Consider the following 18,765-nt stretch of genomic DNA (forward strand, 5'->3'; position numbering starts at 1 on the left):
AGGCTCTCCCGGGTGACAGCTGCAGCTCCCACGGATGCGGATCTGATAGCGGCTCACGCCGCGGGGGACCCCCATGCGTTCAGCGAACTCGTCCAGCGACATCGCGACCGCATGTGGGCGGTGGCCCTGCGCACGGTCCGCGACCCGGAAGAGGCCGCCGACGCGTTGCAGGACGCGTTCATCTCGGCGTTCCGTGCGGCCGGGAACTTCAGAGCGGAGTCGCAGGTCACGACCTGGCTGCACCGGATCGTGGTGAACGCCTGCCTCGACCGCATCCGCCGTCGCCAGGCACGCCCGACCGTGCCCCTGCCGGAGACGGGCTTCAACGAGCCGGCCACGCCCCGCGACTCGATGGCCGAGCGGGAAACCAGCCTTCTCGTGCGCGAGGCCCTCGACCAGCTGCCCGAAGAGCAACGTGCCCCGATCGTGTTGGTCGACGTCGAGGGCTACTCCGTCGCCGAGACGGCGAAGATGCTCGGCATCGCCGAAGGCACGGTGAAGAGCCGGTGCGCGCGGGGCCGCGGGAAACTCGCGAAGGTTCTCGGGCACCTGCGGAACCCCGATGCGATTGCGAACGTCCCAACTCACGAAAGCAAACGGGCCGGGCGTCAGCCGGGTAGCGGGGAGGGACGATGACGGACGAAAGCCGGGGGATCGGGGGGACCATCGGTCCGCCCTGGTCTGTCGACGTGCTCGCCGACCTCCACGCCGGTGTCCTGGACGACACTCAGGCGGCGGAGCTGTGGCCGCTGGTCAACGCCGATCCCGAAGCCCGGGCGATTCTGGACGCCCTCGACGCGACGCAGGCCGATCTGGCCTCCCTCGCCGACGCGCCGGCCCCGCCGATGCCCGCGGAGTTCGCGGCCCGGCTGGACGCGGCCTTGGCCGCCGAAGCAGCCGCCGCCTTTCCCGCCGCGCAGGCGGCACCGCAGCAGGCCGGGTCCGGGAACGCCCCGGTGGTGGACCTCGCGGCGGCCCGGCGGCGCCGGAACAAGCGGCTCGGCTGGGCCGCCGGCGTCCTGACCGCGGCCGCGGCGGCGATCGTCGCCGTGACCATCGCGATCCCGAACACCCCGCAGCAGACGGGCACCCCGAACGTCGCGGCTCCGACAGGCCCCTCGGTGGGCAGTGACGGCGCCGGTGCGCAGGCCCTGGTCGGCAAGGCGATCGGCGTCCGCGACTTCGGCCCGTTGCAGAACGAGGACCGCCTGGACGCCTGCATCGCGGCCGCGGGCCTGGACCCGAAGGTGCGTCCCGAGGGCATCCGGCCGGTGAACGTCGGCGGCAAGGCCGGGGTGATGATCATCCTGACCACCGGCAAGCTCGCCCAATTCCGCCTGGTGGCCTTCGGCGCCGACTGCGGGCCGGGAAATCCGGCCGTCCTGTTCGACAAGGTCGTCGGGGAGAAGTAGCGGCTGTCACCGTTGGGAACATGGCCACCTACGATCGTGTTGAGCCTGGTACAGGTCACTACGAGCGGAGGTCAACGGGTGGCTGCCGAGGAAATCAGGAACCTGATCGTCGTCGGGTCGGGTCCTGCCGGATACACCGCTGCCGTGTACGCGGCGCGGGCCCAGCTTGAACCGCTGGTGTTCGAGGGCACGCAGTTCGGCGGCGCGCTGATGACGACGACCGAGGTCGAGAACTTCCCCGGGTTCCGCGACGGCATCATGGGTCCGGACCTGATGGAGGAGATGCGCAAGCAGGCCGAGCGCTTCGGCGCCGAGCTGCGCGCGGAGGACGTCGAGTCGCTGGAGCTGACCGGGGACGTCAAGTACGTCACCGCGAACGGCAAGCGCTACGCCGCCCGCGCGGTCATCCTCGCCATGGGTGCCGCGGCGCGGTACTTGAACGTGCCCGGCGAGCAGGAGCTGCTCGGCCGCGGTGTGTCGGCCTGTGCGACCTGTGACGGCTTCTTCTTCCGCGACCACGACATCGTGGTCGCCGGCGGTGGCGACTCGGCGATGGAGGAGGCGACCTTCCTGACGAAGTTCGCGAAGTCCGTCACGATCGTGCACCGGCGCGACGAGTTCCGCGCGTCCAAGATCATGCTCGAGCGCGCCCGCGCGAACGAGAAGATCAAGTGGCAGTTGAACTCGCAGATCACCGGCGTGGTCGGCGACGGCAAGGTCGAGGGCCTGCAGCTCAAGGACACCAAGGACGGCTCCGAGTCGACGCTGGACGTGACCGGCTTCTTCGTCGCCATCGGGCACGACCCCCGCAGCCAGCTGGTGAAGGGCCAGGTCGACCTGGACGAGGACGGCTACGTCGTCACGAAGGGCAAGACGTCCTTCACCAACCTCGACGGCGTCTTCGCGGCCGGCGACCTGGTGGACCGCACGTACCGGCAGGCGATCACCGCCGCCGGCTCCGGGTGCAGCGCGGCGATCGACGCGGAACGATGGCTCGCGGAGCACGGCGAATCGGACGCGCACGAGGCGGCCGAGCTCGTCGGCGGCGGCTACGGCGCGGGCACCAACTGACTTACCGGCTTCCAACCATCCCTGAAGGAGAAACCCATGGCCAACACCGTCAAGGTGACCGACGCGACGTTCGTCGACGAGGTCCTGACCAGTGAAAAGCCCGTGCTGGTCGACTTCTGGGCCACCTGGTGCGGCCCGTGCAAGATGGTCGCCCCGGTGCTCGAGGAGATCGCGGCCGAAAACGGCGAGAAGCTGACCATCGCCAAGATCGACATCGACGAGAACCCGAACACTCCGCGTGACTACCAGGTGATGTCCATCCCGACGCTGATCCTGTTCCAGGGCGGCAAGCCGGTGAAGCAGATCGTGGGCGCGAAGCCGAAGGCCGCGCTGCTGTCGGACCTCGCCGACGTCCTCTGAACCGAACAAGCCCGGCGAACCCGGGGCCTGCGGGAATCCCCCGCGGGTCCCGGGTTTGTCGCGTTCGGGGGAATCTGCCACAGAGGAGTTGAGTCGAGCGTGACAACGGCCACCGCGGGTACTCCACTAACGGGTTCTTGACGTACCTACCGGGCCTACGCTGTCACCCAGAGTTGGCAAGGCACAATAGAGGACCTGGGCTCGTCCCAGCGAGAGTTTTCCGAAAGTCCTGCCACGCACCGAGCCCCCGAATCGGTGCCTTAGGAAGAGCGAGGAGTGCATGCGGGTACTCCGCCGCGGTGACGCCGGTCCGGACGTCGCCGAGATCAGGTCCATCCTGGCCGGGATGGACCTGCTCCCGCCGGTCACCGGTACCGACGTCTACGACACGTTCGACGTCGCCGTCGAGCACGCCGTCCGTACCTTCCAGCAGCGCCGTGGGCTGATGACCGACGGCATCGTGGGTCCGGCGACGTTCCAGGCGCTCAAGGGCGCCAGCTACCACCTGGGCAGCCGCCCGCTGTCGTACATGATCGCCTCCCCGGTGCACGGCGACGACGTCTTCACGCTCCAGGAGCGGCTCACCGAGCTGGGCTTCGACGCCGGCCGCCCCGACGGCTACTTCGGTCCCGCCACCGAGCGCGCGCTCAAGACGTTCCAGCGCGACATGCGCCTGACGCCGGACGGCATGTGCGGCCCGGCCACCATCCGCGAGCTGCACCGCCTGTCCTCGCCGCGGGCCCGGGGCGGGCGCCCCGTGTTCCTACGCGAGCAGGAGCAGGTGCGCCAAGCCGGTCCGCGACTGCGCGGCAAGCGCATCGTGATCGACCCGGGCCACGGCGGCGACGACCTCGGTGTGGTCGCCGGCGGCCTGCGCGAGGCCGACATCGCGTGGGACCTCGCCCGGCGGCTCGAAGGCCGGATGAAGGCCACCGGCATGGAGGCGCTGATCTCCCGCGGCCCGAACCACAGCCCCACCGAGCTCGAGCGGGCCAAGTTCGCCAACGACGCGGGCGCGGACCTGTTCCTTTCGCTGCACAGCGACAAGAACTCCTCGCCGCGCGCGCAGGGTGTCGCGAGCTTCCACTTCGGCAACGGCAACGGCACGACGTCCACGGTGGGCGAGCTGCTGGCCGGCTTCATCCAGCGCGAGGTCGCGGCCCGCACCGGCATGCTCGACTGCCGCACGCACTACAAGTCGTGGGACATCTTCACCCGCACCCGCTGCCCGGCGGTCCGGGTCGAGATCGGCTACCTGACGAACCCGGACGACGCCCGCAAGCTCGGCGACCCGGCGTTCCGCGACATCGTCGCGGAGGGCATCCTGATCGCCGTCAAGCGCCTGTACCTGCTCGGCGAAGGCGACCAGCCGACGGGCACGTTCACGTTCGCGGACGTCCTGGCGCACGAGCTGGCCAAGGCCGAATAGGGCTCGACCACAACCCCTAGCGGCTCTCCTTCACCTGCCCCACCACCCCTGGGGACGCGCGCGCCGCGTCCCCAGGTTTCGGGGCAGTTCTCCACAGGTTTTCCACCGCTCCTATCAGCGCTCTGTGGATAACTCGGCACTTCTTCCACAGTTGTGCACACACGCCTTCCGGGCGTGCCGAAGCACAGGCGCAAACGTTTGCGGGGACGGATTCAGGCGCGGCCGAGGCTCGGCTCGGCGGTGGTGATCGTCACCTGGCCGAGCAGCCGCTCGAGAGCCGCCTCGACGTCTTCCTTCCAGGTGATCGCCGACCGCAGTTCGAGGCGCAGGCGGGGCCACTTCTGGTGCGGGCGGACCGTCTTGAAGCCCACGCTCTGGAGGAAGGCCGCCGGCAGCACGCAGCTGTGGCCGCCGTCCGGGTCGGCTTCGTCGGGACGGGCGTCACCGAACGCCTCGATGGCCCGGACGCCGCGCTTGGTCAGGTCCTTGGCGACCGCCTGGACGAGCATCCGGCCCAGACCACCGCCGCGGAACTCCGGCAGCACCTGGAACGAGGTCAGCAGGACGGCGTCGGCGCTCGGCGGCGACGTCGGGAAGGCCAGCGCGCGCGGGACGGCGTTCGGCGGGGCGTACAGCACGAACCCGACCGGCAGCGTGTCGCTGTAGACGATCCGGCCGCAGGAACCCCACTCGAGCAGCACGCTCGACACCCAGGCTTCCTTCTCGACCTCGGTCGCGCCGAACTCCTCGGCCTGGTGCTTCAAGTGCGGGGCGAGTTCCCAGTACACGCACCGGCGGCAGCTCTTCGGCAGGTGCTCCAGGTTGTCCAGTGTGACGCCCACGACGCGACGTGACACCCGCGACCTCCCTGACCTGCGCTCCCGACCGGCGGCCCGCTCGTCAGGCCGCGCGCGATCCACGGCACGAACACGGGAGCCACGGTCGAGGATAGGCCGATGTGACGAGCACCGAAAGGCCAGGGGGTCCTGATGGGTGCCCGGTTACACTCGATGGGATCTACCAGCTCCCGCGGGAGTGACCGTGTCCGCCTAGCCCCGGGTGAACGTCGATGACCGAGAACCGCCCCAGCAAGCCGCACAGCGGCCGCCAGAACCTCGACCCGCACCTGGAGCGGTACGCCGCGCGCACCGCCGGGATGACCGCCTCCGAGATCCGGGCGCTGTTCGCGGTGGCCAGCCGGCCCGAGGTGGTTTCGCTGGCCGGCGGCATGCCCAACCTCGCCGCGCTCCCGCTCGACACGCTGTCGGCGCAGGTGGCCGAGATCATCGCCGAAGACGGCCTGGTGGCCCTGCAGTACGGCTCGGCGCACGGCATCCCGGTGCTGCGCGAGCAGATCTGCGAAATCATGGCCCTGGAGGGCATCAAGGCGCACCCGGACGACGTCGTGGTGACCGTCGGCTCGCAGATGGGCCTGGACATGGTCACGCGGCTGTTCTGCGACCCGGGTGACGTCGTGATCGCCGAGGGCCCGTCGTACGTCGGCGCGCTGGGCTCGTTCGCCGCCTACCAGGCGCAGGTCGTGCACGTCGAGATGGACGATCGCGGCCTGGTGCCGGAGCTGCTGCGGGAAGCGCTCGACCGGACGAAGAAGGCCGGCCGCCGGGTCAAGTTCCTCTACACGATCCCGAACTTCCACAACCCCGCCGGCGTCACGCTGGCCGTCGAGCGCCGCGCGGAGATCCTGGAGATCTGCCGCGAGCACGGCGTCCTGGTCGTCGAAGACAACCCATACGGGTTGCTCGGCTTCGACGGGCAAACGTACCCGGCGCTGCGGTCGACCGACCCCGACAACGTCGTGTACCTCGGCTCGTTCTCGAAGACGTTCGCCTCCGGCCTGCGCGTCGGCTGGGTGCTGGCGCCGCACGCGGTGCGCGAGAAGCTCGTGCTGGCCGCGGAGTCGGCGACGCTGTGCCCACCGACGTTCAACCAGATGATCGTGTCGCGCTACCTGGCCACGCACGACTGGAAGGGCCAGATCAAGAAGTTCCGCGAGAACTACCGCGAGCGGCGGGACGCGATCCTCTCCGCACTCGACCAGTACCTGCCGCCGGGCTGCTCGTGGACCAAGCCGGACGGCGGGTTCTACGTCTGGGTGACGGTGCCGGAAGGCGTCGACACGAAGGCGATGCTGCCGCGCGCGGTGACCGCCCGGGTGGCGTACGCGTCCGGCACCGGCTTCTACGCCGACGGGTTCGGCAGCCGCCAGATGCGGCTGTCCTACTGCTACCCGACCCCGGAACGCATCCGCGAAGGCGTTCGGCGGCTGGCGGCCGTGCTGGAGTCCGAAATGGACCTCGCCCGCACCTTCGGTAACGTGAGCGCGCGCCAGATCCAGGGGCCGCAGACGCCCTCCCCGGACACCGTCTGATCGACGCACCCGGGGCTAGCTAAGGAGTTTCCACGGTGGTCGACCGTACCGTTGCCGTGCTCGCCGGCGGGCTCTCGCACGAACGCGACGTCTCCCTGAGATCCGGGCGGCGGCTGTCCGCGGCACTCAAGTCCGAGGGCTTCGGCATCGAGGAGTGGGACACCGACGGCGGCCTGCTGGAGCGGCTGCGCACCCAGCGGCCGGACGCGGTGGTCGTCGCGCTGCACGGCGGCGAGGGCGAGAACGGCTCGGTGCAGACGGTGCTGGAGATGCTGGACGTGCCGTTCGTCGGCACCGGCTCCCAGGGCTGCCGCCGCGCGTGGGACAAGCCGACCGCGAAGGCGTTGCTGCAGAACGCCGGGTTCGTGACGCCGGGCTGGGTCGTGCTGCCGCACAGCACGTTCCGCGAGCTCGGGGCCCAGGCGGTGCTCGACGCGATGGTCGAGACGCTCGGCCTGCCGCTGATCCTCAAGCCGGACCAGGGCGGCTCGGCGCTCGGCACGCAGGTGGTCCGCGAGGCGGCGGAACTGCCGGCCGCGATGGTCGGCTGCTTCGCCTACGGCGACACCGTGCTCGCCGAGCGGTTCGTGGACGGCGTCGAGGTGGCCGTGACGGTCATCGAGGGCGAGGACGGGCCCGAGGCACTGCCCGCGGTCGAGATCGTCCCGGAGAGCGGCGTGTACGACTACACGGCCCGCTACACCGCCGGCCTGACCGACTTCTTCACCCCGGCCCGGCTCGACGACGCCGCGGCCAAGGCGGTGGCGGAGCTGGCCGTCGCGGCGCACCGCGTGCTCGGCCTCCGCGACATCTCGCGGACGGACGCGGTCGTGGCGGCGGACGGCACGGTCCACTTCCTCGAAGTGAACCCGTCGCCGGGTCTCACCGAGACGTCGACCGTTCCGATGGCCATCGACGCGGCGGGCAAGTCGCTCGGCACGGTGTTCGCCGATCTGATCGCGCGGGCGATTTCTCGCTGACCCCTCGCACGCGAAAGGCCGCCTCGGAACCTCCGTGGCGGCCTTTTTCGTGTGATCACTTCGCGTGTTCGTCACGGCTGCGATGAGCAATCATCACCGTGACGAAACACCCCGGGGTGATCCCTAATCGGTTTTCGGTGTCTGATTTGCCCCGTTCGCGTCGATGATCGCGACGATCCGCTCGAGGTCGTCGACCGACCCGAATTCGAGCGTGATCCGGCCCTTGCGGCGGCCGAGGTCGACCTTCACGCGGGTGTCGAAGCGGTCCGAAAGCCGGTTCGCGAGTTCCTGCAACCCCGGCGCCTGGATCGGCTTGCGCGGCGCGGGCTTCGGCTTGGCCGGCTTCTCGCTCTTCTTGAGCGTGACGGCTTCCTCGGTCGCCCGGACCGACATGCCCTCTGCGACGATGCGCGCGGCGAGCTCCTCCTGGCTGTCGGCGTCCTCCAGCGACAGCAACGCGCGCGCGTGCCCGGCGGACAGGACGCCCGCGGCCACCCGGCGCTGCACCGGCAGGGGGAGCTTGAGGAGCCGGATGGTGTTGGTGATGACCGGGCGGCTGCGGCCGATCCGGCTCGCCAGCTCCTCGTGCGTGACCGCGAACTCGTCGAGCAGCTGCTGGTACGCCGCCGCCTCTTCGAGCGGGTTCAGCTGGACGCGGTGGATGTTCTCCAGGAGCGCGTCGCGCAGCATCGACTCGTCGGCGGTCTGCCGGACGATGGCCGGGATCGCGTCGAGCTCCGCCTGCTGCGAAGCACGCAGCCGGCGCTCGCCCATGACGAGCTCGTACTCGTCGTTGCCGAGCTCGCGGACGACGATGGGCTGCATGAGCCCGAACTCGCGGATCGAGTGCTCGAGTTCGGCGAGCGCGTCCTCGTCGAAGACCTGGCGGGGCTGCTTCGGGTTCGGCTTGATCGAGCTGACCGGAATCTCGCGGTAGACCGCGCCGGCGACCTCGCCGCTGACCTCCGGACGCTGGCCGGCCGCGCCGTTCGCCGCGAACCAGCCCTTGTCGTCGGCCGCCTTCTTGTCCGCGGCCGCGCCGTCGGTGGGCGCGGGGAGCGGACCACCGCCGGTGGGGCCGGTCGGGATCAGGGCGGCGAGGCCGCGCCCCAGCCCTCCTCGACGCTCGGTCATGTCGAACTACCCTTCTCCATCTGTGCGCCGCGCTCGGCGATCTCCTTCGCCGCGTCGACGTAGCTCATCGCCCCGCGCGAGCCGGGGTCGTAGGCGAGCACGGTCTGGCCGTACCCGGGTGCCTCGGACACCTTCACGCTGCGAGGGATGACGGTCTTCAGCACGGTGTCGCCGAAGTGGTTCCGCACCTCGTTCGTCACCTGGTCGGCCAGCTTGGTCCGGCCGTCGTACATGGTGAGGAGGATCGTCGAGACGCGGAGTTCGCGGTTGAGGTGCTGCTGCACGAGCTCGATGTTGCTCAGCAGCTGCCCGAGCCCTTCCAGCGCGTAGTACTCGCACTGGATCGGGATGAGCACCTCCTGCGCGGCGACCATCGCGTTGACCGTCAGCAGGCCCAGCGACGGCGGGCAGTCGATGAGGACGTAGTCGACGCCGATCTCGTCGAGGATCTCCGAGGAGATCGCCTCCTTGAGCCGGGACTCGCGGGACGCCATCGAGACGAGCTCGATCTCGGCGCCGGCGAGGTCGATCGTCGCGGGGACGCAGAAGAGGTTGGGGGACTGCTCGGTCGGCTGGGCCGCCTCGGCGAGCGTCACCTCGCCGATGAGCACCTCGTAGATGGAGGGCGTCCCGGACCGGTGGTCGACGTCGAGCGCGGTGCTCGCGTTGCCCTGCGGGTCGAGGTCGACGACGAGCGTCTTGAGCCCGTGGAGCGCGAGCGCGGCGGCCAGGTTGACCGTGCTGGTGGTCTTGCCGACGCCGCCCTTCTGGTTGGCGACGGTCAGCACGCGACGGCGGCCGGGGCGGGGAAGGGTCCCCTCCTCCGGGTGCAGCAGACGCGCGGCGCGGGCGGCTTCTTCGGCGATCGGCGTCCAGCCCACGTCGTGGCTGGTCTCCGTGGAGTCGGACGGCGGGGGATTCACCGGTCTCGACACCTCCTCCATCTAGACGTCTGGTCGGTGGTCGAGTCGCTACGTTTCACGTGGAACATCGCGGCCCGTTAACGCTTCCTGCTCCGCGCCTTCGGCTTGGCGGCTGCCGGCAGGCGACGGATCTTCACAACCGTGCTGGGGACCTCTAGTACTGCGGCACCGCACTCGACGATGAGGGGATCGGCCCCGCCGGCCTTGCGGATGGCGGCACCGTCCCGCTCGATCTCGTCCGCCGCGCTGGCGCCCTTGAGGGCGACCAGGAAGCCATCGGGACGGACCAGCGGCAGGCACCAGTCCGCGAGACGAGCGAGCGGGGCGACCGCGCGAGCGGTGACGATGTCGGCGCCACCGAGCTGCTCACGCACAGGCCGCTCCTCCGCGCGTCCACGGACGATGGTGATCGGGAGTTCCAGCTTCTCGGCCACCTCGGCCAGCCAGTCCACCCGGCGGGCCATCGGTTCGAGCAAGACGATATCGAGGTCCGGTCGCGCGATCGCCAGCGGTACACCCGGAAGCCCGGCGCCGGACCCGACGTCGACCACGCGGGCACCTTCGGGCATCTGCTCGCCGATCACCGCCGAGTTGAGCACGTGCCGTTCCCACAGCCGCTCGACTTCCCGCGGACCGATCAGCCCCCGCTCGACCCCGTGCCGCTCCAGGAGTTCGACGTACCCGGCCGCTTGGTCGACGTGCTCTCCGAACACTCGCGCCGCCGCCTGCTCCAAGCTCACTCCGCCTACTCCTCGTCCGCCGGTTTCACGTGAAACCGCGCTCGTTCGATTGTCCCCGATGAACCGGAGAAGACGAGCCGACAGTCCGAAGATGTGGACAACTCCACTCAGCCGGCCGTCGCCGGGGACCGTTCCACGTGAAACATCACGCGTGTAATTCGCTCGGCCGAGACGTCGCGCTGCCCAACCGGATGCCGCTGAAGCCGAGCGTGCTCACCGCCGCCGTGTCGACGAACGCCCACAGGTTCCGCATCGCCTCCAGCCACCCGACTCGATCGCGTGGACGCGGCCGGTGCCGAGCCACGCGCGGTCCGCGGCGGACGTCTCCGTCGTCACCCACTCCATCGCGCGGGGACACTGCCGCGGGAACCAGTAGTCCGGTGCGCCGACCGCGTCGACCGCCCGGACGTACGCCTCGGGCTGCCGAGCCGTCGCTGCGACGCGTGGCTCGAAGCGGGTGATCGACGGTCCTCGGAGGAGTGGACGACCTCGCCGGGCGCCGGGCGCACGCACACAAGAAAGCGGCCCCACCTGACCGAGTCAAGTGGGGCCGCTTTGCGCCTGAAGCGTCCGAGGTTCAGGACTCCGGGAAGATCACCACACGGCGCTTCGGGTCCTCGCCCTCGCTCTCGCTCGTGACGCCCGAGACGGTCGCCACCGCGTCGTGGACGACCTTGCGCTCGAACGGGCTCATCGGCTGCAGCCGGACGCGCTCGCCGCTCTTCAGGACCGACTCCGCCGTCGAGCGGCCGAGCTCCTTCAGCTCCTCGCGGCGGTCCGCGCGCCAGCCCGCGATGTCCAGCATCAAGCGGCTGCGGGAGCCCGTCTCCTGCTGGACCGCCAGGCGGGTCAGCTCCTGCAGCGCCTCGAGCACCGTGCCGCGCGGGCCGACGAGCTTCTCGAGGTCCTCGCCGCCGTCGATGCTCACGATCGCGCGGCCGGCTTCCACGTCGAGGTCGATGTCCCCGTCGTAGTCGAGCAGGTCCAGCAGGCGCTCGAGGTAGTCGCCGGCGATGTCGCCCTCCTGGACGAGGATGTCGTCACCGCCCGCCTTCTCCTCGCCCGCCGCGTCCGCTTCCGCGGCCGGGGTCACGTCGTCCTTATCGGCGTCGATCGTGTCGATCGTCTCCGACATCATTCGTCTCCTCTCCGAACCGGTCGCGCCTCAGCGGCGCTTCCGGCCCGACTTCCTGGTCGAGTCTTTGAGAAGGCCCGGCACGCCCGTGCCGTTGTCCTTCGAGCCGTTGGTGTCTGCCGGGGTCGCCGCGGTCGCGCCGTCCGCCTTCGCGGTCGCCTCCGCCGGCGTGGTCTGGGCGAAGCCGTGGGCCGAGCCCGCCTTCGTGACCTTCTTCTGGGAGCCGGTCTGCGCGGGCTGGTTCTTCTTTTGCTGGACCGGCTTCTGACCGACCTTCGGGGCGGTCGGCTTCTGGCCCGGCTTCGGCCCGAGCGTGGCGCGCTTCTCGGCGGCCTCCGCCTTGCGGGCCGCCTCTTCCTTGTCGATCTTCGTGTAGACGAGCCGCTGCTGCATCAGGGTCCAGCCGTTGTTCGCCAGCCAGTAGAAGAGGAGGCCGAGCGGGAACAGCGCACCGAAGACGAGCACACCGAGCGGGAAGATGTACATCGTCAGCTTGTTCATGATCGCGGTCTGCGGGGTGGCCGACGCGGCGTTCTGCCGGGCCACCGAGTGTCGCGCGGTGAGGTGCGTGGCGATCGAGGCGACGATCATCAGCGGCAGGGCCACCGGGAGCACGCTCCAGTGGAAGCCGACGTTCGTGGCGCCACCGCTGACGACCCCGACACCGTTGTAGACGGCCTCGCCGAGGTTGACGCCGAACAGCTTCGCGTTGACGTAGGACTCGACGTCGTGCTGGCTGAAGAAGTAGTTCTCGGTCTTCGGCCCGCCACCGGGCGGCGGCATGGTGAACGCGCGCAGCACGTGGTTCAGGCCGATGAAGACCGGGATCTGGAGCAGCATCGGCAGGCAACTGCCCAGCGGGTTGACGCCGTGCTCGCGCTGGAGCTTCTGCATCTCCGCGGCCTGGCGCTGCCGGTCGTTCGCGTACTTCTTCTGGATCTTCTTCATCTCCGGCGCGAAGTCCTGCATCTTCTTCATCGACCGGACCTGGTTCACGAACGGCTTGAACATGATGCCGCGGACCGTGAACGTCAGGAAGATGATGCCGAGGATCCACGCGACCGCGGTCGATTCCCCGAAGACGAACCCGAAGACCTTGTGCCAACACCAGAGGATGAAGGACACGGGGTAGTAGATGAAATCGAGCACTGCTGCTACTCCTCGATCGGTGTTTCAGGTCTGCGGTGTCGCCACGAGAACGTCTCGGGCACGGGGTCGCGGCCGGGTGGCGTCCAGGGGCCGCAGCGCAGCAGCCGGCGCAGCGCGAGGTAGGAGCCGCGGCCGGCACCGTGCCGGGTCAGGGCTTCGACTGCGTACGCGCTGCAGCTCGGGTAGAACCGGCAAGCCGGCGGGAGGAAGGGCGAGATCGCCTTGCGGTAGAGCTTGATGGGGAGCAGCAAGACCCACGCGACGGGACCGGGCCGGGGCGGCTCGGGTTCGACATCGTGTTCGTGGTTGTGCTCGGGGGTGGCTCGCATGCCGGTCACACCGCTGATCCGTGGTCGGGGGCCGCGTCCGCGGGACGCGTCGGGCGGGGGACATCCCCGGCCGGACGGCGCGACGACAGAAGCCCCAGCCGACGCAACGCGGCGTCGAGATCGGACCCGAGCTCGGCGCTGGAAGCGGTCGACGACGGCGGCAATGCCCGTACGACCAACGCAGTACCGGCGGGCAGTGTTCCGAGCCGGTCCGAAACGAGATGACGCAACCGCCGGCTGACGCGGTGGCGGACCACCGAGTTGCCGACGGCCTTGCTCACCACAAAACCCGCCCTGGCCGCCGACGGCACAGCGTCGGCGGCCTCGGACGGGTCCGTGGTCAGCGCGTGGACGACGAGGCGGCGCCTGCCTGCCCGGGACCCGCGACGGAGAACCACGCGGAAATCCTCACTCCGCCGCAAGCGTGCGGCAGCCGGCAGCACAGCGCGCCCCGATCGTGCGATCAGGCGGACAGCGCGGCGCGGCCCTTGCGACGGCGGGCCGCCAGGATGGCCCGGCCGGCGCGGGTCCGCATGCGCAGGCGGAACCCGTGGGTCTTCGCGCGGCGGCGGTTGTTCGGCTGGAAGGTGCGCTTACCCTTGCTCACTGCTTCTCCTGTGTGTCGCGTCGGGCGGAAAGATTTCCTTCCCACCTGGCGTGTCGTGCGGGCGCACGGCAGTCTCTGGTGTCTCCTACCAACGTGTGGCCTCGTCACGACGAGCGACGACAACGTGGGCACGCGAAACGCACCCGTCGCATACGGGAGACCTTACGAGGGTACGCACCCCCGTCGGGCGGCCGGTAAGCACCCCCTCGGCCACGGTACGCGACCGCCCGGCGCGCCCGCGGAGTTCGACGCCGCGGCACCGAATGGCAACCCGCCGTGCACCGTGAAATGCTGGCCGCCCAGGATGCCTTGTGGCCGCGAGCGGGGCTTGTTAGCGTGCCTCTCTCGGGTCACCGGTCGAGGTGCACGAGTATCCGGGTGGTGGAGTGCCCACCGGCGTACGACGAGCCCGCAGGTGGCGGCACCACGGGTCGCCGTACATTAGTGCACAGCTGTGGACAACTATGTGGATATTCGCTGTGCCGGTGTGCGGGCAGGTTCCCTGCGCTCGCCGGGTGGAGTGACCGGGGCGTTCCGGGGGCCGGTTCGGCCGTCCACGGAGACGAGGGGAGGGGAGCCAGACAGGTGTCGGATCACCAGCACAATCTGGGTGTCATCTGGGAACAGGTGGTACGCGAACTGTCCGACGGGACCCTCTCCCCCCAGCAGCGCGCCTGGATGCGGGTGACCCGTCCGATCGGCCTGCTCGACGGCACGGCGCTCCTGGCGGCGCCCAGCGACTTCGCGAAGGAAGCGATCGAACGCGGGCTGCGCGGCGCGATCACCGACGCGCTCTCCCGGCGGCTCGGCCGCGCGATCTCCCTCGCGGTGAAGGTCGACAGCGCCGAAGCCGTCGCCCCGGCGCCCGCCCCCCGGTACGTGCCGTCACCCGGCCGGGTGGAAAACGGCGCGAGCCCCGAACCCGCCCCGCCGATGCCGGCCAACGGCGCCCCGATGATGCCGCCGCCTCGGCCCGAACCGGTGCAGCCGCCGATGCCGCGGCCGATGCCGGCGCACCAGGCCGTCGTGCCGAAGCCGGACGACGGCGACGACACCGACGAAGAAGTCGACGAAGAGGGCGAGGCGCTCGCCGCGGTCCACGAGATCTGGCCGACGTTCTCCGGCCAGCCGATCGCCGGCCAGCCCTACACCGCGCCGGCGCAGCCGCAGACGTCGAAGACAAAGCTGAACGAGAAGTACACCTTCGACACGTTCGTCATCGGCGCGTCCAACCGCTTCGCGCACGCGGCCGCGGTCGCCGTCGCCGAAGCGCCCGCCCGCGCGTACAACCCCTTGTTCATCTGGGGTGAGTCCGGGCTCGGCAAGACACACCTGCTGCACGCGGTCGGCCACTACGCGCAACGGCTCTTCCCCGGCATGCGCGTCCGGTACGTCTCGACCGAAGAGTTCACGAACGACTTCATCAACTCGCTGCGCGACGACCGCAAGGTCGCCTTCCAGCGGCGCTACCGCGACATCGACATCCTGCTCGTCGACGACATCCAGTTCCTGGAGGGCAAGGAAGGGACGCAGGAAGAGTTCTTCCACACCTTCAACACCCTCCACAACGCGAACAAGCAGATCGTCGTCAGCTCCGACCGCCCGCCCAAGCGCCTCGAAACGCTGGAGGACCGGCTGCGGACGCGGTTCGAGTGGGGCCTGATCACCGACATCCAGCCGCCCGAGCTCGAGACGCGCATCGCGATCCTCCGCAAGAAGGCGGCGCAGGACAGGCTGGCGGTGCCGGGTGAGGTCCTCGAATTCATCGCTTCGCGCGTCGAGGCGAACATCCGGGAACTCGAAGGCGCGCTGATCCGGGTCACCGCGTTCGCGTCGCTGAACCAGCAGCCGGTCGACAGCGCGCTCGCCGAGATCGTACTGCGGGACCTGATCCCCGACTCGCACGCGCCGGAGATCACGGCGCCGACCATCATGGGCGTCACGTCCGAGTTCTTCGACGTCACGCTCGACGACCTGTGCGGCCCCGGCAAGACGAAGGCGCTCGCCACGGCCCGCCAGATCGCGATGTACCTCTGCCGAGAGCTGACCGACATGTCGCTGCCGAAGATCGGGCAGACGTTCGGCGGCCGCGACCACACGACCGTCATGCACGCGGACAAGAAGATCCGCAAGGAGATGGCCGAGCGCCGGCGGATCTACGACCAGGTGCAGGAGCTGACGTCGCGCATCAAGCAGCGCGCCCGCCAGTAGCACATCCCTTATCCCGCAACGACTTCGGGGCGTCCACTCAATGTGGACGCCCCTTCGTCGTCTTTGGACACCTGAAGCACGCGTACGCCCGCGAAGCAGCGAAGGCGCGTACGCGTGCTTCGCCAAACTCGCGAAAATTGTTTGTACACAAGGGGTTTTCCCCACCGTGTGGGCGGATTGCCCACAGTGCCAACGGATCTCCGACCAGCGCAGACACGAATTCCCTCCACACCCCGCCCACAGGCGATCCACAGCGCATCCACACCTTTGTCCACGCTGATTCCACAGGTTGCCCACATGCTGTGCACAGGAGGAGCCGATCACTCGGAAGAGCGATTCGGGCCGTCCTGTCCGCCCCCAGAAACAGTCCCGAACCTGGGGACAACCATGGGGACAACCAGGCGGATCTGTGGACGGATCCGGGGATGCCCGAAACCATCCACGGACGCCCCGGGTTACCCACAGGTCCGCCACCACGGTTACCCACACGCCCGCGGACCGTCCGACCTGCGCGAACGAGCTCGATCCACACAATCCACAACACCTACTACTACTACTGCCTTTAGATCTCTTCTAAGAGAGAAAAAGATAAAAACAGGCGGCGGACGAAGTTGGGGACAGCTGCGCGATCGAGTCGCCATGTCGACAAAGTCAAGGGGAGGCCGAGGTGACGGCGGCGCCCGCGACGGCCTAACGTGGACGCCTGCACCTGGTCCGCGCTCCGGCCGCTCACGCGGGGGTGGGCGGACCGGCCGGAGGGGGCAGCCGGTCACTGCCCCGCGAGAACGAGGCCTGGCCCGAGCCCGCACGGGGCTCGATCGTCGAAAGGATGCGCGCATGAAGATCCGCGTCGAGCGTGACGGGCTCGCCGACGCCGTCGCGTGGGTGGCCAGAAGCCTCCCCTCCCGGCCTCCGGTGCCGGTGCTGGGCGGTGTCCTGCTCGACGCCGGTTCGGACGGCGAAACCGACGCGCTGACGGTCTCCGGCTTCGACTACGAGGTCTCCGCCACGGTCGGGGTCCCCGCGACGATCGCCGACGGCGGCCGCCTCCTCGTGTCCGGGCGCCTGCTCGCCGACATCACCAAGGCGCTGCCCGCGCAGCCGGTCGAGATCTCCGTCGACGGCGCGCGCGCCACCATCACCTGCGGCAGCGCGCGCTTCTCCCTGCCGACCATGCCGGTCGAGGACTACCCGCAGCTGCCGTCCCAGCCCGCCTTCGCGGGCGAGCTCGCCGGCGACGCGTTCGGCCAGGCCGTCACCCAGGTCGTCGTCGCCGCGGGCAAGGACGACACGCTCCCGATGCTCACCGGCATGCGGCTGGAGATCTCCGGCAGCTCGCTGACCCTGGTCGCGACCGACCGCTTCCGGCTCGCCATGCGCGAGTTCACCTGGCAGCCGGCCGAGGGCCTGGCCGACGCCGCGGTGCTCGTCCCCGCGCGCACCCTCGCCGAGGCGGCCAAGACGCTCGGCGCGTCCGGCGCCACGATCCGGCTCGCGCTCGCCAGCGGCGAAGGCCTGCTCGGGCTGTCCGGCTCCGGCCGCTACACGACGACCCGCCTGCTCGACGCGGAGTTCCCGCCGTACCGCCAGCTGCTGCCGGCGTCGCACACCTCGCGCGCCGTGATCGAAGTCTCCGCGCTCACCGAGTCCATCAAGCGCGTTTCGCTGGTGGCGGAGCGGGGGACTCAGGTACGACTGGAGTTCGGGGACAACACGCTGCGGTTGTCCGCGGGCGGCGACGACGAAGGCAGCGCCGAAGAGGAGCTGCAGGTCGAGTACGAAGGTGAGCCGGTGACGATCGCGTTCAACCCGGGTTACCTCGTCGACGGCCTCGGCGCGCTCCACAGCGACCGGGCGGAGCTGACGTTCACCACGCCGAACCGCCCCGCGCTCATCAAGCCCGCCGACGCCGAGGGCAACGTCGTCCCCGGCTACCTCTACCTTCTGATGCCGGTCCGCCTGCCGGGCTGACCCGCTTTCCGTAGCACGTAAGGGGATCTCGATGGTTCAGCTCGGTCTGATCGGCCTGGGCAAGATGGGCTTCAACATGCGTGAGCGGCTGCGTGCGGCCGGTCACGAGGTGGTCGGCTACGACCGCAACCCGGACGTCAGCGACACGACCTCGCTCGAGGACCTGGTGTCCAAACTGGACGGTCCGCGGATCGTCTGGATCATGGTCCCGGCCGGCGAGCCGACCCGGCAGACCGTCACCGAGCTGAGCAACCTGCTCGCCGGCGGCGACATGGTGATCGACGGCGGCAACTCGAAGTACACCGACGACAAGCTGAACGCCGACCTGCTCGCCGCGAAGAACATCGGTTACGTCGACTGCGGCGTGTCCGGTGGCGTGTGGGGCAAGGACAACGGCTACGGCCTGATGGTCGGCGGTGCGGCCGCCGACGTCGAGAAGGCGATGCCGATCTTCGACGCGCTGCGTCCGGAAGGCCCGCGCGAAGAAGGCTTCTCGCACGCCGGTGACGTCGGCGCGGGTCACTACGCGAAGATGATCCACAACGGCATCGAGTACGGCATGATGCAGGCCTTCGCCGAAGGCTTCGAGCTGCTCGAAGCCGCGAAGGTCGTCAAGGACGTGCCCGCGGTGATCAAGGGCTGGCAGCGCGGCACGGTCGTCCGGTCCTGGCTGCTCGACCTGCTCGTGCGGGCGCTCGACGAAGACCCGGAGCTGGACGACCTCGAGGGGTACGTCGAGGATTCCGGCGAAGGCCGCTGGACGCTGGAAGAGGCCATCAACAACGCGGTGCCGGCGCCGGTCATCTCGGCCGCGCTGTTCGCACGGTTCGCTTCGCGCCAGGAGCACTCGGCCGCGATGCGCGCGGTCGCCGCGCTGCGCAACCAGTTCGGCGGCCACGCGGTGAAGAAGGTCGGCGGGTAGGGA

20 protein-coding genes are annotated in these 18,765 nt (G+C 69.7%); 10 read left to right on the top strand and 10 right to left on the bottom strand.

The window, feature by feature from the left end; all coding sequences use genetic code 11:
- Positions 1-12 precede the first annotated feature (12 nt).
- The 5 genes from sigM (at position 13) to ACWEF6_RS12505 (ending at position 4,272) form a co-directional block, all read left to right on the top strand.
- A complete protein-coding gene (gene sigM, locus ACWEF6_RS12485) occupies positions 13-636 on the top strand; it encodes an RNA polymerase sigma factor SigM (RefSeq protein WP_086841008.1) in 624 nt (207 codons plus the stop codon).
- Positions 633-1,412, top strand: coding sequence for a hypothetical protein (locus tag ACWEF6_RS12490; RefSeq protein ID WP_449683013.1), 780 nt, complete (start codon positions 633-635; stop codon positions 1,410-1,412). Before sigM ends, ACWEF6_RS12490 begins: the two co-directional genes overlap by 4 nt.
- A gap of 78 nt (positions 1,413-1,490) precedes the next feature.
- Positions 1,491-2,483: a thioredoxin-disulfide reductase gene (gene trxB / locus ACWEF6_RS12495; RefSeq protein ID WP_449683014.1), complete on the top strand. Its 993-nt coding sequence runs from the start codon at positions 1,491-1,493 to the stop codon at positions 2,481-2,483.
- 36 nt (positions 2,484-2,519) lie between these two features.
- The gene (trxA, locus tag ACWEF6_RS12500; RefSeq protein ID WP_003082899.1) at positions 2,520-2,843 is read left to right on the top strand and encodes a thioredoxin; all 324 of its coding nucleotides are present in this window, start codon (positions 2,520-2,522) and stop codon (positions 2,841-2,843) included.
- 280 nt (positions 2,844-3,123) lie between these two features.
- Positions 3,124-4,272 carry an N-acetylmuramoyl-L-alanine amidase gene (locus tag ACWEF6_RS12505; protein WP_449683015.1) on the top strand — a complete coding sequence of 383 codons (1,149 nt, stop codon included), beginning with the start codon at positions 3,124-3,126 and terminating at the stop codon, positions 4,270-4,272.
- A 212-nt stretch (positions 4,273-4,484) separates the two neighbouring features.
- Here the strand turns inward: ACWEF6_RS12505 and ACWEF6_RS12510 are convergent, their stop codons facing one another.
- On the bottom strand, positions 4,485-5,129 hold the full coding sequence (locus ACWEF6_RS12510) for a GNAT family N-acetyltransferase (RefSeq protein WP_081655853.1): 645 nt from the start codon (positions 5,127-5,129) through the stop codon (positions 4,485-4,487).
- A 212-nt stretch (positions 5,130-5,341) separates the two neighbouring features.
- Here ACWEF6_RS12510 and ACWEF6_RS12515 point away from each other — a divergent pair, with 212 nt between their 5' ends.
- Both ACWEF6_RS12515 and ACWEF6_RS12520 read left to right on the top strand, forming a co-directional pair.
- Positions 5,342-6,661 carry an aminotransferase-like domain-containing protein gene (locus ACWEF6_RS12515; protein WP_449683016.1) on the top strand — a complete coding sequence of 440 codons (1,320 nt, stop codon included), beginning with the start codon at positions 5,342-5,344 and terminating at the stop codon, positions 6,659-6,661.
- A gap of 35 nt (positions 6,662-6,696) precedes the next feature.
- Positions 6,697-7,641: a D-alanine--D-alanine ligase family protein gene (locus ACWEF6_RS12520; RefSeq protein WP_449683017.1), complete on the top strand. Its 945-nt coding sequence runs from the start codon at positions 6,697-6,699 to the stop codon at positions 7,639-7,641.
- Positions 7,642-7,764: 123 nt separating this feature from the next.
- Here the strand turns inward: ACWEF6_RS12520 and ACWEF6_RS12525 are convergent, their stop codons facing one another.
- The 9 genes from ACWEF6_RS12525 to rpmH form a co-directional block, all read right to left on the bottom strand.
- Positions 7,765-8,775 (bottom strand): ParB/RepB/Spo0J family partition protein, encoded by a 1,011-nt coding sequence (locus ACWEF6_RS12525; protein ID WP_449683018.1) that lies wholly within the window; start codon positions 8,773-8,775, stop codon positions 7,765-7,767.
- Complete coding sequence (locus ACWEF6_RS12530) at positions 8,772-9,698, bottom strand: ParA family protein (protein ID WP_396136865.1); 927 nt, start codon at positions 9,696-9,698, stop codon at positions 8,772-8,774. The genes ACWEF6_RS12525 and ACWEF6_RS12530 overlap by 4 nt, the downstream gene beginning before the upstream one ends.
- 77 nt (positions 9,699-9,775) lie before the next feature.
- Positions 9,776-10,438 carry a 16S rRNA (guanine(527)-N(7))-methyltransferase RsmG gene (gene rsmG, locus ACWEF6_RS12535; protein ID WP_449683019.1) on the bottom strand — a complete coding sequence of 221 codons (663 nt, stop codon included), beginning with the start codon at positions 10,436-10,438 and terminating at the stop codon, positions 9,776-9,778.
- Between the two features lie 213 nt (positions 10,439-10,651).
- Positions 10,652-10,969 (bottom strand): DUF6886 family protein, encoded by a 318-nt coding sequence (locus ACWEF6_RS12540; RefSeq protein ID WP_449683020.1) that lies wholly within the window; start codon positions 10,967-10,969, stop codon positions 10,652-10,654.
- A gap of 46 nt (positions 10,970-11,015) precedes the next feature.
- The gene (locus tag ACWEF6_RS12545) at positions 11,016-11,573 is read right to left on the bottom strand and encodes a Jag family protein (protein ID WP_449683021.1); all 558 of its coding nucleotides are present in this window, start codon (positions 11,571-11,573) and stop codon (positions 11,016-11,018) included.
- A 30-nt stretch (positions 11,574-11,603) separates the two neighbouring features.
- A complete protein-coding gene (gene yidC, locus ACWEF6_RS12550) occupies positions 11,604-12,722 on the bottom strand; it encodes a membrane protein insertase YidC (protein WP_449683022.1) in 1,119 nt (372 codons plus the stop codon).
- A gap of 5 nt (positions 12,723-12,727) precedes the next feature.
- A complete protein-coding gene (gene yidD / locus ACWEF6_RS12555) occupies positions 12,728-13,051 on the bottom strand; it encodes a membrane protein insertion efficiency factor YidD (protein ID WP_449683023.1) in 324 nt (107 codons plus the stop codon).
- Between the two features lie 5 nt (positions 13,052-13,056).
- Positions 13,057-13,494, bottom strand: coding sequence for a ribonuclease P protein component (gene rnpA, locus ACWEF6_RS12560; protein WP_449683024.1), 438 nt, complete (start codon positions 13,492-13,494; stop codon positions 13,057-13,059).
- Positions 13,495-13,514: 20 nt separating this feature from the next.
- Positions 13,515-13,658, bottom strand: coding sequence for a 50S ribosomal protein L34 (gene rpmH, locus ACWEF6_RS12565; RefSeq protein ID WP_043787046.1), 144 nt, complete (start codon positions 13,656-13,658; stop codon positions 13,515-13,517).
- Between the two features lie 585 nt (positions 13,659-14,243).
- Between rpmH and dnaA the strand changes: the two genes are divergently transcribed.
- From dnaA to gnd, 3 genes are all read left to right on the top strand, one after another.
- Entirely contained in the window at positions 14,244-15,869 is a 1,626-nt protein-coding gene (dnaA, locus tag ACWEF6_RS12570) for a chromosomal replication initiator protein DnaA (RefSeq protein ID WP_449683025.1), read from the top strand.
- 837 nt (positions 15,870-16,706) lie between these two features.
- Positions 16,707-17,840 carry a DNA polymerase III subunit beta gene (dnaN, locus tag ACWEF6_RS12575; protein WP_310968343.1) on the top strand — a complete coding sequence of 378 codons (1,134 nt, stop codon included), beginning with the start codon at positions 16,707-16,709 and terminating at the stop codon, positions 17,838-17,840.
- Between the two features lie 31 nt (positions 17,841-17,871).
- Positions 17,872-18,762, top strand: a complete 891-nt coding sequence (gnd, locus tag ACWEF6_RS12580) for a phosphogluconate dehydrogenase (NAD(+)-dependent, decarboxylating) (protein ID WP_449683026.1) — start codon at positions 17,872-17,874, stop codon at positions 18,760-18,762.
- Positions 18,763-18,765: the final 3 nt, after the last annotated feature.

This window comes from Amycolatopsis sp. NPDC004772 (genome assembly GCF_053601215.1).